This window comes from Hymenobacter puniceus, assembly GCF_014333525.1.
Classification (GTDB): domain Bacteria; phylum Bacteroidota; class Bacteroidia; order Cytophagales; family Hymenobacteraceae; genus Hymenobacter.
In genome coordinates this window covers 311,583-325,987 of record NZ_JACSCX010000004.1, presented here as the reverse complement: position 1 = coordinate 325,987, position 14,405 = coordinate 311,583, and the positions used below count along the sequence as shown (strand labels likewise).

Sequence of the window (14,405 nt, the reverse complement as noted above, 5' to 3'; positions counted from 1 at the left end):
CGCGCCCTTTCTTGTTCAGCAATAGTGTGATTTTATACGGTGGCTTCGAAGGCAAATGTCCGTAGCGCCTCCCAGGGGCCGCCGCGGTAAGCCCACAGCTGCAGCCCGGTGCCAGTAACTTCGAAGGGCTGAAAGTCGGTAGCTAGCTCCTGGTGCAAACTACGCGCCACCGCGGGGTCGACTTTGTTCTGTACTGTCACGTGAGGCCTGAGCTTCTGCTGGTCTTGCGGCGTGAGGCTGGGCTGCCAGGTGGTCTGCAGCTGTTGGTGCAGCGCCTGCAGGCGGCCGTTTTCCAACGAATACGCTACTCCCCGGCCCAGAAACCGTAGTCCCGTAACAGACAGCAACAGGGGTGCCTCGGACGCCGATAACTCAGCTAGGGTCTGGCAGATGGAGGCATATTCGGTGCCGGGCAGGTGGTGGAACAGCGTCAGATGAGCCTGCAGGAAATTGCGCTCTGCTGGGAAGTGTTGCCGCCGGAGCGCATCAAAGAAACGTTGGCTGTCAGCATCTAGCGCCAGCGTAAGAATGAGCGGTACGGGAAGTTCAGGCATGTATAGCCTAACTCCCTCCGCTTACATTAGGTTGGGTTTATTGGCAAACAAGCTGAAGCGTAGCGCCGGGCAACATGCTCTGAAGGCCCAAAAAAGTGGTCTGAAACCTGCTACAAGCCTTTATGAGTCAGGGCGACGGGCACGGTTCTGGTCTGGCCGGCCTGCCGTATGCGCAGGTAATACAGGCCTCCGGGCAGAGTATGCGCATCCAGCTGAATAGTGGTGAGGCCAGCGGCTGGCTGCAGCTGGCGTACTACCTGGCCCGTAGCGCTTAGCAGCTCCAGCGTGGTTTCGGCAGTGCTGGGCTCAGTCAGCTGCACGTTCAAGTGGCCATCGGCAGAAGGATTGGGGTAGGTTTGCAGACTGAGCTTCCCGGTTAGTTGCACGGCCTGCACCGGCGAGTACGTTAGCGTGCCATCAAGGTCGCGCATGGCCAGGCGGTAGTAGAGCTGCCCGCTGAGCGGCGCAGTATCCAGGGTGGTGTAGCGCTGGCCTTTGGGCTGGTTGCTGGCCTGAACCCTCTGAATGGTCTGCCAGTCACCTTCTGCGTGGCGGCGCTGCACCAAAAATGCGTCGGCGTTCTGCTCGCTGGCAGTTGCCCAGCTCAGGCGCACGGCGCGGCCACTGGCTTCAGCCCGAAATTCAGTGAGCGTAACGGGCAGTGGCAAAGCACCCGGCAAGCTCACGGCATCGCCGCGCGAGCAACCAAAGGCCGAGCCAAACGACTGGCCTGAGTAGTTGCCGGTCAGCCGGTCGAGCTTGTAGATAGTGCCACCATCGGCGTCTACCGCGTAAACGTTGCCGTCGCGGTCCGTAAACATCGAGCCGATATCCTGCTGCGTGGGAATGGGCGTGGTGGGCTGGGTGGTGATGCCCACTGGGGCTAGCCCTGGTGTGCGGATGGTAATAAACTTGTCTTCTTGGCCGAGGTAGCTCACCAGATTGCCCGAGCGCACATCAAATACCCAGTCCTGAATGCCGCCCTGCGGTACTGGGGCGGTACCATTGCTGTTGAGGTATGCCTGAACCTCTGCCTGATAGCCGGCAATGACGGCCGCAGTAGCCGGGTCGGAGGCATCGAGGCGGCGCCAGACTGGTGCGGTGGCCGGAAAGGTAGGCAAGGCCACCACACCCACGTACAGCCTCAAATCTGATACGCGCACCGGCCGCAGCAGGCTAGGAAACGTGAAGTCAATAACATAGAACACCCGGAACGTAGCGCCCGCTACATAGTAGTTGGAGCTGGCGTCGCCGTCGCCGATGAAGTTGAGCGTGATTTCCGTATCAATAAAGCCTGATTCGCCGGGCTGCGTCGGGGTCGTGACGTCGGTGGGGCGGGGCGGCGGCGTTACTGCGCCCAGGTTGGTGGCCTCGGCGGTGCTTAAGTTGATGCGGTACAGATCGGGAGGAGTGTTGAAATTGGTGACCGTAACCGGCTGCACCACATTCAACCCATAAATAACCGTCCGGTCGTTATCATCGGAGCCCAGCGCGTTAACAATGATGGGGGTTCCGTTGCTGGTGACAGTGCCAATAGGCGTGAGTGAGCCATCCGTATTCACTTGCTGCAACACCGATGGATTACCGGCGTTGGCCGGGCAGGCTGATGTCACGGCGAAACTGTTGGTTGGCAGCTGGGCCAGCAGGGTATGACTTCCAGCAAGCAACAGAAAAACAAGTAAACTCTTTTTCATATTGGGAAGCGCTGATGGAACAGGTGGAAAGCGGAAATATAAGAATAATGCACTCAGTACGTAAAAATGCAGCGTTGGATGCCCGTCTGAAAAATCCGTTTTCTCAAATAGAATAAGGACGATTATTGAATTAGAAATATGTTATATAGTTGAAAGTCAATTTACAAGGAAATCAGGAAACTGTCAAGCCCTGCATGCGGGCAGCCGCTGGTTAGGCAGAACTGTGCATATTGGAGGTTTCAGGCTTATCCAGCGTAATTCAACTCATCCGGCAATGCCTTATTCGCTCCTGATTCATAACTGTGGCCAGCTGCTCACGATGGTCGGTACTGCAGCCCAACGGCCGCTCGCTGGTTTACAACTACGCGACTGGCCTATTCTGGAAAACGCCTTCATTGCCTGCAAAAACGGCCAGATTGTAGCACTTGGGCCCATGGCAGCGCTGGATAAAGCCCAGGTGACGGCAGACACACAGGTGTTGGATGCTCAGGGCCAGGTGGTGATGCCGGGGCTGGTAGAGTGCCATACGCATCTGGTGTTTGGCGGCAACCGCGCCCACGAGTTTCAGCGCAAGCTGCACGGCGAAACCTATCTTGATATTCTGGCCAGCGGCGGCGGTATTCTAAGCACCGTGCGTGCCACCCGGGCCGCCTCGGCCGCCGAGCTGCTCGACAATGCGCTGCACCACCTGGCCGGCTTCCGGCAGTACGGCATCACGACTGTGGAAGCAAAAAGCGGCTATGGCCTCGAGGCTGAAACCGAGCTGCAGCTGGTACAGGTAGCGCAGGAGGCCGGCCGCCGCCAGTCCGTGCGGGTGGTGCCCACGTTTCTGGGGGCCCACGTGCCCGGCCCCGAGTATAAAGGCCGCCCCACCGACTACCTGCAGATGCTGGTGCGCGACGTGCTGCCGCAACTCAGCCCCGCCGACGTGCCGTTCGTGGATATTTTCTGCGAGGAAGGCGCCTTTGCAGTGGCAGAAGCCCGGCAGTATCTGATGCAGGCGCAGGCATTGGGATTCGGGTTGAAAATCCACGCCGAGCAACTGCACGACCTGGGTGGCTGCGAAATGGCCGCCGCGCTGGGCGCCGTCAGCATCGACCACGCCGACTACCTGACGCCGGCCGCCGCCGCGCGCATTGCCACTCAAACGCAGGGCCAGACGGTGGCAGTGCTGCTGCCGCTGGTGCCGCTGTTTTTGCGCCAGGAGCGGTATGCCCCCGGCCGTGCCTTCATCGACGCGGGTCTGCCGGTGGCGGTCAGCACCGATTTCAACCCGGGTTCCTGTCCCAGCAAAAACCTGTGGCTGGCCTTGTCAGTGGCGTGCCTGAAAATGGGTTTCACTGCCAAGGAAGTTCTGGCCGCTGCCACTATCAACGCTGCCTGGTCCATTGGGCAGCAGCAGCACTGCGGCAGCCTGGAGCCCGGCAAGCGCGCCGACCTGCTGCTACTGGACGTGCGCGATTACCAGGAGATACCCTATTGGCTGGGGGAAAACCCCGTGCGCAGCGTAGTAATTGGCGGGCACCTGCAGTAGTGCTGGTTGGCGCCGAAATACGAGAGGCGCCGACTCTATGGCGGCGCCTCTCGTGGCGTACAATACGTGTGGCGAGTAAATGCTGATAAATCAGATAGGTACGGCTGAGTCGCAGCCCCAGCTAGGTAGCTATAGTGGATTGATAAAAGCTATAAAGCACGGATTTCGGCTACCATCTCCTCCTCCGTCACGGCCCGCAGCGTGGGCGCGAAAGTTTGGTTGGCGGCTACCGTGGCGCTTTCCTTGCCGAAGTACAGCTGGGTGCCGTCCATGTGCATGACTACTGCCGTTACGGCGTAGCCCTGCGGCACCTGGCCGGCCAGAAAGGTGTCGGAGGTTGAAATAGCAGGGTAGAGGCGGAGAGCAGAGTTCAGCGTGCTGAAAGCCAGATACACAAGGGTATTGGCACTGTTGGCTCCGGGCCGGGTGGCGCGCACCTGCACCGTGGTGAGCGGGCTGGCCGACACAAACCGGTCGCAGTTGATCCAGCTTAGGCGGCTGGCATTGGCATTGTAAAGCCCGGCGCTCAACGAGACCTGAAACCCGGTAGGTGTGCCTGTGGCGGGAAAGGGGGTGATGCTGCCTGGCTGCAACGGAAGCCAGGAGCCGATCAGGGCAGAGTCGGCAGGGCTGCTGAGGGCCGAAAACAGACCCATGCCAGCAGTACTGCTCAGGGCTGGTGGTAGCACGGTGGTAACATTAAGGCTGGCATTCGGGGCCAGCACAACCTGCTGCCCATCCTGTGAAAGCCGGATGCTGAACATGCCGGCCGACTCCAGCAGCTGCCCGTCTGAGATGGTAGGAGCGTGCGAGAAGATCATCTCACTGCGTTTAGTAATCTCACGTACCCGCACCTGCACCAAGCTGCCAGACATTGGCTGCCCGTAGACTCGGCGTAGGTTGGCCGGTATGCGGATGCGGTAGGAGCTGGCTGTGCGGACCGTGGTGTCTAGGCCCGGACGGATATAGAACTGCTGCTCGGGCAAGGCATATCTGGCCAGCTTGCGCTGGATAGGAGGTGCAGGCACCGACAGGTCACAATCCGGAATTTGCACCAGATCTGCGTCTTTTTTGCAGTTGCCCAGCAGCAATACCATGGCCGTAAGGCCTAATAATCGAAGGTTCATAGATCAGAAACAATGAATAGTGGAAAAATACGACCTGGCTGCTGCCAGCCCGGTGGCCAGTCGGGCGGCTTTAGCGCAGGTCGAAAGAAAAGCCCGTGAGCAAGCCGGCCGCAAACGGATGGCGGGCCGGGAGGGAGGGAATAGGCGAAGATGTATTGCCAACCGGGGCCACAATGGATATCAGCGCGTAGCGACCGGTAGGCTGCACCAACAGGTGCAGGCGCGGCGTGAGGGCATAGCGCACATCCAGGCCCGCCGTCAAGCTCACGCCCAGCCGCCGGTACGGGCTGTTGGTAGCCGACCAGGTTTGCTGCTGGCTGCAGGTGCAGGGCGTATTGCCGCTGGTGCGGCCGCCGGCATAAACCTCCACGGCGGCGCCGGCCGCCACTCCATAGCGGAGGCGCGTCTGGCCCCCCAACTGGTACTGCGCCTGCAGCGGCAAGGTGAAATAACGGTATGTATCGCGCTGCTGCACCATCTGCAGAGCCGTACTGGTGGTGTCGCGCGGGGGCTGGAGCAGCAGGTTTAGGCGGGTGGCGTAGGTGAGGTAGCCCAGTCCGCCGCTCACACTCAGGCGGGGCGTAAGGGCGTAGCGCACCTGCAGCTGGGTGGCAAAAGTCAGGGCTGGCCGCTCCAGTTGGCTGAAGCTGGCCGAGTCCGAAGTTGCCAAACGCCGGTAGCTAATGGCCGGGCCCGCCAGCAGCTCTACCGCCCAGCGGCTCGCCGGGCGAAGTACTTGCGGCACTACAGCCACCGGTTGCACGGCCGGCAACGTGGCGGCGAATTGCTGCAGCTGAGTTGCCCGCGGCAGCTGCGGTAGCAAACCACTCCTCGGCGCCGCTAGTGCCAGTGGCTTTGCTGACTGCCGCCTGCTTCCGCTATTCGGTGGTTCGGCTTTTGAGTGAGTAAAACCATCGGCAGCCATACTCACATCAGCTTTCAGCCTGCGGCGCGCAATAGCAGTCGTCTGCTCCTGCGTCGTATCTGTTGCGTTCTGCAACTGCTGCCGCCCCCGCATTGCGGCGACAGATTCCAGCCGGTCGGCCACGGCCAGCGAAGCGCCGGAATCCGGCAGAATAGTCGCGGCCTGCAAACGAGCGGGAGTATCTGCAATAGCGGCAGGTGGCGTGTGGCCGGAGCTGCGGGTTGTTAGCTGGCTCTTGGCCTTGTCCTTTCGGCTGGCAGCAAGCAGTGGGCGGGTGGTATACTCAGGTGGCTGTGAGCCGACGGAGCGGCTTGAAATCCGCTGCCGCCGTTGCGGGGTAGCCGCTGGCATGGTGCCGGCTAGTTCGGCTGCCTGCAACCTGGGAAGAGCCGTGCGGGGCTGTGGAGTGGCATTAGTAGTGCTGTTGGCTGTACCACCAGTCGTTTCGCGAGAGACTTGTTGCGCGGCAGTAGCGGCGGATGTGGTTGCAGCGGCTCTCGTACTGCCAGCTGTTGCCGTTTCTGCATAAGCTGATGCCACTGGCGCAGAAGCCACTGGGCGGGTGGGTGGCTGAGGAATTGGAGCTGGCTGCGCGATAGTGGCGGCGCCGGCAGGGCGGCTCGGCCTGTTCGCCGTGCCCGAAACAGCTGGCAGAGCGGCGGTTTCAGGACGGGAAGCCAACCGGATACCCAGCACACTCACCACGGCTACCCCAATAAACAGCAGCAGCGCCAAAACCCAGCGCCGCCGCAGGGCTGGCTGCGGCACCGGCCGGGCGGGTACGGGTGGTTTAGGGCCGTTAGGCGGCAACTGTTGCTGAATAGCGGCCCACAGGTCGGGCGGGGGCGTGCTGCCGTAGCCCTCCAGCTTGCGCCGCAGTTCCTCGTACAACTCTTCTGATTCGCGCTCCGTCATGACAAGGTGAAGTTGTTGTTGGCCAGCAGACGCTCTTCCAGCAACCGCCGGGCCCGCGAAAGCTGAGACTTGCTGGTGCCTTCCGAAATGCCCAGCAGTTCGCCGATTTCCTGGTGTGAGTAGCCTTCGATGGCGTAGAGATTGAGCACGGTGCGGTAGCCTAAAGGGAGAGTATTGATGAGGGCCACTACTTCATCGGCGGAAAGCTGGTCGAGCGCCGAGCCGTCGGGGTGCGCCACGTTGGCCGCTTCCTCATAGGTGGCCTGTGGAGCCCGCTGGCGGTGCTGCTGGTAGGCGTTGAGCGACGTATTGACGGCAATGCGACGGGCCCAGGCCTCGAAAGGTCCCTGCTCACGATATTGGTCGAGGCGGGTGAAAATTTTGATGAACGTCAGCTGAAGCGCATCCTCGGCCTCCGCTTGGCTGGGGCAATAGCGCACGCACACACCCATCAGCTGGTACGCCAGCCGCTCGTAGAGCGCCCGCTGAGCTGCCGGACTCCCACGACGACAATCGGCCAGTAGATCAGGTAGAGGCTGCGGCATGCGCGGATATGGCGGAGGAATAGCAAATAAACATTAAGCGTAACCGGTTTCTGCCCCCATGACCGGCCGCCGCCCGCCCGGGTTGCGTGGGCCCTGAAAAAAGAGCAGCAGGCCCTACGCTACAAGCCATAAGCTACAGGCTACAAGTGGCAAGCTATAGGCTGCAGGCTTTGGGCACATGTGCTTGTGGCTTACCGCTGGCCGCCCACAACTTGCCGCTTCCTTCCCGGCATGTGCTACATTCGCCCCATGACGCTTCCCATCTACCAGGTTGATGCCTTTTCCGACCGGCCGTTTGCTGGCAACCCCGCCGCCGTGTGCCCGCTGGAAAGCTGGCTGCCCGCCGAAACCATGCAGGCCATAGCGGCTGAAAACAACCTCGCCGAAACCGCCTTCTTCGTGCCCGGAACCGGCGGCGAATTTGAAATCCGGTGGTTTACGCCGGCCGTGGAAGTGGAGCTGTGCGGCCACGCCACCCTGGCGTCGGCGCACGTGCTGTACCGGCATCTGGGTTTTGCGGGCGCCGAAATCGTGTTTCACTCGAAAAGCGGCCCGCTGCGCGTGAGCCAGGCCGAGGCCGGTATGCTCACTCTCGACTTCCCGGCTCGGCCGCCGCACCCCATTCAGCAACACCCCGACGGCCTGCTCGATGGCCTCCGCGCTACCCCGCTGCAGCTATTGGCTGGCCCCGACCTGGTGTGTGTGTTTGCCACCGAAGCCGAGGTGCGTGCCTTAAAGCCCGACATGGCCCACCTGATGAAAGTGGAATACCGCGCCGTCATTGCCACCGCGCCCGGCTCCGGGGGTGTAGATTTTGTGTCGCGCTTTTTCGGTCCGCGGGTGGGCGTGCCCGAAGACCCGGTAACCGGTTCGGCTCACACCACGCTGGTACCCTACTGGGCCGAGCGCCTCGGTAAGCTGCACCTGCACGCCCGTCAGGTATCGGCCCGCAGCGGCGACCTGTGGTGTGAGCTGCGCGGCGAGCGGGTGCTCATGAGCGGCTATGCCGTCACGTATCTGCGGGGCGAAATTGAGGTATAACGGTTCCTTTATCCGCCAGTTCTATTTTTGAAGTCGATACTTTCCCTTGATATAATTCTTGCAATATGTTCAACCGATATGCCGGTATAGCGCTGGCTTTGACACTCAGCCTCTCCATTCAATGCGCATCAGCCCAGACTGTCACCAGCCAGGATCTGGTGAAGCAAGGCGTGGCGCTCCACGACCAGGGCAAGTACGACGAAGCCGTGCTGCGCTATAAAGAAGCGCTGAAGCAAGACCCGGCCAACGCCACCGCCCGCTACGAGCTGGCCCTGACCTACAATGCCCTGGACCGCAACGAGGAAGCCGTAGAGCTGTGCAAGCAAATCCTGAAGCAGGATTCCAACCCCAGCGCAGGGTTCTATAGCACCTATGGCAATGCCCTCGACGGCACTAAAAAACCGAAGGAAGCGGCCAAAATCTACCAGGAAGGGCTGAAGCGCTACCCCAACGAAGGGCCGCTCTACTTCAACCTGGGCGTCACGCAAGCCACGTCGCTGCAGCAGCCCGCCGAGGCCATTGCCAATATGCAGCAATCGGTGCGGTGCCGGCCGGAGCACGCCAGTTCCCTCAATGCACTGGGCCTGTTGCAGCAGCAGCAAGGCAACCGGGTGCCGGCGCTGCTGGCCATGCTGCGCCTGCTGCAGGTAGAGCCCACCGGCCCCCGTGCCGAGGCCGTATTGGCACGCTTCGATAAGCTAGTAGGCCAGGGCGTAGATAAAACCGGCGAAAAGGCCGTTACCATCAGCCTGGCCCCGCAAACCGTGAAAGATGCCGGCAAGAAGGGCCGGGCCGACAACTTCGGGCCGGCCGATATGCTGCTGAGCATGAGCGGCGCGCTGGATTTCAGTGAGGAGAACAAAGACAAAACGCCCACCGAGCAGCTCATCCGCAAGCTGGAGTCGCTGATCAGCGTTATGGACGAACAGCAATCCGCGAAGCAGAATGGCTTTACCTGGCAGTATATGGTGCCCTACTTTGTGGAAATGAAAAAACAGGGCTACGTGCCGGCATTGGCGTACACCATTCAAGAGTCGCGCGCGGGCCGCACACCCGAAGTGCAGCAGTGGCTGGCCAATCATACGGCCACCGTGGAGGAGTTCCGCGGCTGGGCGGGAGCATATCAGTGGCCGAAATAGGCGCGGGGCCGCTACCCGCGCAACTGCTCGCGTCCGTAGTCGTTGCGTTCTATTACCTGTTCCACGAACAGCGCCTTGTTGGGCAGCTGCAGCAGCGCCGCGTGAATGGCGGCCGGCACGCCGGTGTAGCGCACCAGCCCGCCGTGGCGGTACTCAATTTTCAGCGTCTGCGTGGCAGCTTCGTAGCCCACGGCTTTCAGGGATGTAGAACGGACAGGGCGGCGCTGCATAGGTTAGGTATATGGTATTTTGTGAAATATAGAAGATGTCTGAATCTATGTATGAAACAGCGTAACAGAAAAACTGTCATTAGTTCTTGAACTATTCTGCGAACGAGCAAGGGCTTTAAAAGCTCATGCCTCTCTGTGGTATGAATATCCCGTCCATTATCATTATAACGACGCTATCAGTAACAGGAGTCCAATGAACTTATACATGCCCTGTCACTCTCGCAAAGTTTTTAAGGTGCTTCTCGTGGTTGTGGTTGCTGCGAGTAGCCTTGTGACCTGTCGCCCTCCCGCCCGCCTCAAATTACCGGCTAGGTGTACTTCGATGGCGGAACTGCATTTGCGTGCATCAGATATCAGGAAACTCAAGGCCACGTTGCGGAAGGACATGGGGCCAGGCCACCCCATCAATATTTACGATTGTTGCCTCGTTCAAGTGATTACCACAGGTGGCTACGGGTTGATGAAAATTGAAAATCCGTCGTCGTCGCACTCCACAGCACAATACTTTATCAGGGGGCACAAAGGCATCTTCCCACTGGAGGCACAAAATTGGGAGTTGCGCAGGCGCGCTTTGGATAGAGCCCTAGCGGAACACAAGGATGTGTTGGATGAGCAATACGCAGACAGTATCAGGGCGTATTTAACAAAAAAAACCTCTTCACATTGATGTATTACTCGGGACTAGACGACTAAGGATCGGGTATCACGTTATCCTAAAAGTTGAATTACGCTAACTAACGCTCCTTACGCCGCGGGCTTCTTGCGAACCGGCTTCTTGATAGTCGTGGTGGCCGCCATCTTATCGGGGTTGTCAGCCAGGAATTTGCCCCAGCTTTTGTTGCCGGCCTTCACGTTGTTGCCCTTCTGGTAGTGATGGCACATGGCCACGGCCAACGCGTCGGTGGCGTCCAGGAACTTGGGGGCTTCTTCGATGGGGGGGAGCTTCAGAGTCTGGCGGAGCATGTGGGCCACCTGCTCTTTGCTGGCGTTCCCGGAGCCGGTTACGGCTTGTTTTACCTTGGTAGGCGCATATTCCACGTACGGAATCTGGCGGGCCAGGCAGGCGGCAATGGCCACGCCCTGCGCCCTGCCCAGCTTGAGCATGCTCTGCACGTTCACCCCAAAAAACGGCGCTTCGATGGCCAACTCGTCGGGCAGATGCTCGTCGATGAGTTCGGTCATGCGCTCAAAGATGCGCTTGAGCTTGAGGGCGTGGTTGGTGCCCAGCTTGCGCATGTCAATCACGTCGTACTCCAGCATGCGCACCCGCTGGCCCTGCACCTCAATCACTGCGTAGCCCATGAGGTTGGTGCCGGGGTCGACGCCCATGATAATCTTGGGCAGCAGGTCGGTAGGAGCGAGGGGCAGAATCATGGGCGGGGCAAACAGGGCAGAGAATCAGGAAGAAGAAAGGCTGGCGTTGATTTTCGTCGGTAACTTGCTGCTTTCAACCGAAAGCGCCTTCTCTTCTTGTCCCAGCATCTACAAAACTACGCCCAAAAGCCGGAAAAAAAGCCGGCAACTGCCCCGCGCTGGGGCCAGGGGCTGGTGGTGGCGGGCAAGCTGCTTATCACGGCCCTCACGCTGGGGTTGCTGTACCACTCCGTTTTCGCCGATGGGGCTACGGCGGCGGCGTGGCGCGGGCTACTGGCGGCCACTTTCACCGGGGCCGGGCGCGGGCCAGTGCTGCTGGCGCTGGTGCTGGTGCCCGTAAACTGGGGCGTGGAGGCTTGGAAATGGTGGCGCCTGGCCCGGCACCTGGAGCCGGTATCGTATGGGCGCAGCTTCCGGGCGGTGCTGGTGGGGCTTACGCTGGGTTTCGTCACGCCCAACCGCGTCGGCGACTACGCCGGCCGCATCATCGAACTCAAAAGCCGCCGCCTCGACGCGCTGGGGGCAGTATTTCTGGGCCGCTACGCGCAGCTGGTCGTTACGGTGCTGGCTGGTTCGGCGGGTTTGCTTTACTTTCTGCTGACGTTTTATTTGCGCGGCTACCCGGCCAGTGGGCTGGGCGCAGTGGTGGCGGCGGTGCTGCTGAATGCGGCCGTGCTGCTGCCGCTCTACCGCTCCCGGCTGCTGCTGGCGGTGCTCATGGCCATCCGGCCGCTTCGGCGGTTTCGGCGGTTTCTGGCCGTGATGCCCACGTACCGGGCGCCCGCCATCCACAGCATTCTGGCGTTGTCGGGGCTGCGGTATGCGGTGTTCTGCGCGCAGTTTGGGTTGCTGCTGAAAGCCTACGGGGCACAGGCCGCGTTGGGGCCCGGGGCGGCGGCCGTGGCGAGTACGTTTCTGCTGAAGTCCTTGGTGCCCTCGCTCAATGCGCTGGCCGATGTGGGTGTGCGCGAGCTGTCGGCCACGCATCTGTTCGGGCTGCTCGGCGAGCCGGCCTTGCCGGTGCTCAGTGCCAGCCTCAGCCTCTGGATTCTCAACATTGCCTTACCCAGCGCCACCGGGCTGCTGTTTGTGCTGCGCCTGAAAGTGCTGCGCAAACGTCGCAAAGCCGATTCCGCTTCTATGCCGCCCGCCGCATGAGTACACTTCTCGGGCTTCTATTGCTAGCTGCGCCGCTGCTCTACGTGCTGCAGATGCTGCGTTTCCGCTTAGCCTGGCAGCGAATGGCGACAGTAAACCTAGAACCAGAGAAATCCGATCAGCTGCCCACCCCAGTCGTTTTGCTTGGTGCGGCAACGAAGCAGCCGCGCTTCTCAGTGCTGATTGCCGCCCGCAACGAAGCTGCCAACCTGCCACGCTTATTGCACGATCTGGCCCGGCAAACTATGCCGGCTGCTTGTTTCGAGGTGCTGATAGTGGATGACCATTCCACCGACGACACGGCGGCCGTAGTAGCCGACTGTGCCGCGCCCTACGCGCTCCGCCTTATCCAACTGGCTGCCGTTCCTGGGGCCGGAGTCGGGAAGAAAGCGGCCATTCAGGTGGCGCTGGCGCAGGCGCGTGCCCCGTGGGTGGTGTGCACCGATGCCGACTGCCGTATCGGCCCCGACTGGCTCCTTGGCTACGCGGCTTTGCTGGCTGAGGCTGGCTCGGAAGTGCGTTTCGTGAGTGGGCCGGTGCTGCTTACGGGGGGCGCTACGTGGCTGCAGCAGCTGTCGGGGCTGGAGTTTGCCGGGCTGGTGGGCACGGGCGCGGCTGGCATTGCGGCCGGCACGCCCACCATGTGCAACGGCGCCAACCTGGCCTATCGCCGCGACGCCTTTGCGGCCGTGCAGGGCTTCGCCGGCAACGAGCACCTGCCCAGCGGCGACGACGAATTTCTGCTGCACAAGCTCCACGCCGCCTTTCCGGGCAGCATCCGGTTCCTGAAGCACCCCGCCGCCATTGTGCGCACCACCGGGCCGGCCACGCTGGCGGCGCTGCTGCAGCAGCGGGTGCGCTGGGCCAGCAAGTGGCGGCACTACCGGCACGCGCCGTCGCAGCAGCTGGCGGTGCTGGTGCTGCTGGCCAACGTGGCGCTGGCGGCTGGGCTGTTGGCGCTGTGCTGGCAACCGGCGCTGGCGCCTTGGGTGGCCGCCGCCTGGGCGCTCAAGCTGGGCGCCGACTATTGGTTTCTGGCGCCGGTACTGCAGTTTCTGGGGCGGCGGCGCTGGCTACGCTGGGTGCCGGTGCTGCAGCTGCTCTACGCGCCGTACGCGCTGCTGGTGGGGCTGGCCGGCCTGTGCGGCGGCTACGTCTGGAAAGGCCGGCCGGTGAAATAAAGGCCGGAATTAGGTTGGGTTTGTGGCCGCCGGGAGCGTACTTCAACAGGGCGGCCAATGGTGTGCCGCCTTCGCCGCGCAGGCCGGATTTAGCAGTGACTGAGCGGCGATTACGTATTCTACTCTCGTTATCCGATGAACCGAAACTGGTTGGAGCTGGTGTTTCCGGCGGCCCTGGCGCTGCTCGTTGTCACGATTGGGGTGTTTCTGTTGAGCATGACGGGGTTGTTGCATGAGGAGCCGCAAGTTCAAGAAGATAGCCTCTCCTACTGCGAGGGCCCAAGAACTGGTACAGAGTCCACACAAACTACGGCCCCCGTACCGCTGCCACCCGGCACCAATCCAGCGGACGTTGCGGCCGGTGATGCCCTGTTTAAAGGTAATTGCGCGCAGTGCCACGCAATCAACGACGTGGTAGTTGGTCCAGCCCTGGCGGGTATCGCCAAACGCCGCCCCGAAAGCTGGCTGATTCCGTGGGTCAAAAACTCCAGCAAAGTAGTAGCCAGCGGCGACGAGTACGCCGTGAAGATTTTCAACCAGTACCAGAAGCAGCAGATGCCCAGCTTCCAGCTCAGCGACGACGAAATCCGGCAGATCCTGCTTTACGTTCGTTCGCAGGATGCTTTTTCCGGAACCAATGGCCCAGGCCTGGTAATGGCTGATTGATAAAAGCCGCCGAAAAGCCGCCCCGCTCAGCTACATTTGCCCTTCCCACAGATAATTCTCCTCCGTGACTGACCCCGAATTCGAAATTCTCGACGAGCTATACTTTGTCACGCCGTTCGCCACGCTGCTCCAGAAAACCGGGTTACCGGCCGCCGAGCTGACCCAGCACTTGCGCGTTTTGCTTGAACAGGGCCTCATCCGCAGCTACTGGCCCGACCCTGATACCGAACTGGCCTATGAGGAAAGCTCGTTCGGGGCGCTCAGCCAGGATTGCCTGTTTCTGGCTTCCAAGGAAGGCCTGCTGCAGCACAACACCCGTTAG

At 61.1% G+C, this 14,405-nt stretch carries 14 protein-coding genes; 7 read left to right on the top strand and 7 right to left on the bottom strand.

The features are described 5' to 3' along the window. Positions 1-32: 32 nt before the first annotated feature. The gene (locus H8B14_RS13655) at positions 33-554 is read right to left on the bottom strand and encodes a 2'-5' RNA ligase family protein (protein ID WP_187316193.1); all 522 of its coding nucleotides are present in this window, start codon (positions 552-554) and stop codon (positions 33-35) included. 110 nt (positions 555-664) lie between these two features. After that, entirely contained in the window at positions 665-2,221 is a 1,557-nt protein-coding gene (locus H8B14_RS13650; RefSeq protein ID WP_187316192.1) for a T9SS type A sorting domain-containing protein, read from the bottom strand. 301 nt (positions 2,222-2,522) lie between these two features. Between H8B14_RS13650 and hutI the strand changes: the two genes are divergently transcribed. Beyond that, the gene (gene hutI / locus H8B14_RS13645) at positions 2,523-3,782 is read left to right on the top strand and encodes an imidazolonepropionase (protein ID WP_187316191.1); all 1,260 of its coding nucleotides are present in this window, start codon (positions 2,523-2,525) and stop codon (positions 3,780-3,782) included. 149 nt (positions 3,783-3,931) lie between these two features. Here the strand turns inward: hutI and H8B14_RS13640 are convergent, their stop codons facing one another. The 3 genes from H8B14_RS13640 to H8B14_RS13630 form a co-directional block, all read right to left on the bottom strand. After that, positions 3,932-4,909 (bottom strand): hypothetical protein, encoded by a 978-nt coding sequence (locus tag H8B14_RS13640; RefSeq protein WP_187316190.1) that lies wholly within the window; start codon positions 4,907-4,909, stop codon positions 3,932-3,934. Positions 4,910-4,979: 70 nt separating this feature from the next. Continuing rightward, positions 4,980-6,749 (bottom strand): outer membrane beta-barrel protein, encoded by a 1,770-nt coding sequence (locus H8B14_RS13635; protein ID WP_187316189.1) that lies wholly within the window; start codon positions 6,747-6,749, stop codon positions 4,980-4,982. Continuing rightward, entirely contained in the window at positions 6,746-7,294 is a 549-nt protein-coding gene (locus tag H8B14_RS13630) for an RNA polymerase sigma factor (RefSeq protein WP_187316188.1), read from the bottom strand. The genes H8B14_RS13635 and H8B14_RS13630 overlap by 4 nt, the downstream gene beginning before the upstream one ends. Before the next feature lie 249 nt (positions 7,295-7,543). Here H8B14_RS13630 and H8B14_RS13625 point away from each other — a divergent pair, with 249 nt between their 5' ends. After that, positions 7,544-8,335, top strand: a complete 792-nt coding sequence (locus H8B14_RS13625; protein WP_187316187.1) for a PhzF family phenazine biosynthesis protein — start codon at positions 7,544-7,546, stop codon at positions 8,333-8,335. 65 nt (positions 8,336-8,400) lie between these two features. Continuing rightward, a complete protein-coding gene (locus H8B14_RS13620; RefSeq protein WP_187316186.1) occupies positions 8,401-9,474 on the top strand; it encodes a tetratricopeptide repeat protein in 1,074 nt (357 codons plus the stop codon). A gap of 11 nt (positions 9,475-9,485) precedes the next feature. Here the strand turns inward: H8B14_RS13620 and H8B14_RS13615 are convergent, their stop codons facing one another. Both H8B14_RS13615 and ruvC read right to left on the bottom strand, forming a co-directional pair. Continuing rightward, complete coding sequence (locus H8B14_RS13615) at positions 9,486-9,704, bottom strand: KTSC domain-containing protein (RefSeq protein WP_187316185.1); 219 nt, start codon at positions 9,702-9,704, stop codon at positions 9,486-9,488. A 744-nt stretch (positions 9,705-10,448) separates the two neighbouring features. After that, positions 10,449-11,078, bottom strand: a complete 630-nt coding sequence (gene ruvC, locus H8B14_RS13610; protein ID WP_187316184.1) for a crossover junction endodeoxyribonuclease RuvC — start codon at positions 11,076-11,078, stop codon at positions 10,449-10,451. 96 nt (positions 11,079-11,174) lie between these two features. Here ruvC and H8B14_RS13605 point away from each other — a divergent pair, with 96 nt between their 5' ends. The 4 genes from H8B14_RS13605 to H8B14_RS13590 all read left to right on the top strand — a co-directional run bounded on the left by H8B14_RS13605 (position 11,175) and on the right by H8B14_RS13590 (position 14,405). Further along, positions 11,175-12,236, top strand: a complete 1,062-nt coding sequence (locus H8B14_RS13605) for a lysylphosphatidylglycerol synthase domain-containing protein (protein WP_187316183.1) — start codon at positions 11,175-11,177, stop codon at positions 12,234-12,236. Continuing rightward, positions 12,233-13,417, top strand: coding sequence for a glycosyltransferase (locus H8B14_RS13600; RefSeq protein WP_187316182.1), 1,185 nt, complete (start codon positions 12,233-12,235; stop codon positions 13,415-13,417). The genes H8B14_RS13605 and H8B14_RS13600 overlap by 4 nt, the downstream gene beginning before the upstream one ends. Before the next feature lie 135 nt (positions 13,418-13,552). Continuing rightward, the gene (locus H8B14_RS13595) at positions 13,553-14,083 is read left to right on the top strand and encodes a c-type cytochrome (protein WP_261990017.1); all 531 of its coding nucleotides are present in this window, start codon (positions 13,553-13,555) and stop codon (positions 14,081-14,083) included. A gap of 64 nt (positions 14,084-14,147) precedes the next feature. Further along, positions 14,148-14,405, top strand: a complete 258-nt coding sequence (locus tag H8B14_RS13590; RefSeq protein ID WP_187316181.1) for a hypothetical protein — start codon at positions 14,148-14,150, stop codon at positions 14,403-14,405.

Excerpts from the sequence above, each read along its gene's own strand:
- H8B14_RS13630 (WP_187316188.1), bottom strand. The coding sequence starts at position 7,294 with ATGCCGCAGCCTCTACCTGATCTACTGGCCGATTGTCGTCGTGGGAGT.
- H8B14_RS13620 (WP_187316186.1), top strand. The coding sequence starts at position 8,401 with ATGTTCAACCGATATGCCGGTATAGCGCTGGCTTTGACACTCAGCCTC.
- H8B14_RS13640 (WP_187316190.1), bottom strand. The coding sequence starts at position 4,909 with ATGAACCTTCGATTATTAGGCCTTACGGCCATGGTATTGCTGCTGGGC.
- H8B14_RS13600 (WP_187316182.1), top strand. The coding sequence starts at position 12,233 with ATGAGTACACTTCTCGGGCTTCTATTGCTAGCTGCGCCGCTGCTCTAC.
- H8B14_RS13655 (WP_187316193.1), bottom strand. The coding sequence starts at position 554 with ATGCCTGAACTTCCCGTACCGCTCATTCTTACGCTGGCGCTAGATGCT.
- ruvC (WP_187316184.1), bottom strand. The coding sequence starts at position 11,078 with ATGATTCTGCCCCTCGCTCCTACCGACCTGCTGCCCAAGATTATCATG.
- H8B14_RS13615 (WP_187316185.1), bottom strand. The coding sequence starts at position 9,704 with ATGCAGCGCCGCCCTGTCCGTTCTACATCCCTGAAAGCCGTGGGCTAC.
- H8B14_RS13595 (WP_261990017.1), top strand. The coding sequence starts at position 13,553 with ATGAACCGAAACTGGTTGGAGCTGGTGTTTCCGGCGGCCCTGGCGCTG.
- H8B14_RS13635 (WP_187316189.1), bottom strand. The coding sequence starts at position 6,749 with ATGACGGAGCGCGAATCAGAAGAGTTGTACGAGGAACTGCGGCGCAAG.
- hutI (WP_187316191.1), top strand. The coding sequence starts at position 2,523 with ATGCCTTATTCGCTCCTGATTCATAACTGTGGCCAGCTGCTCACGATG.
- H8B14_RS13625 (WP_187316187.1), top strand. The coding sequence starts at position 7,544 with ATGACGCTTCCCATCTACCAGGTTGATGCCTTTTCCGACCGGCCGTTT.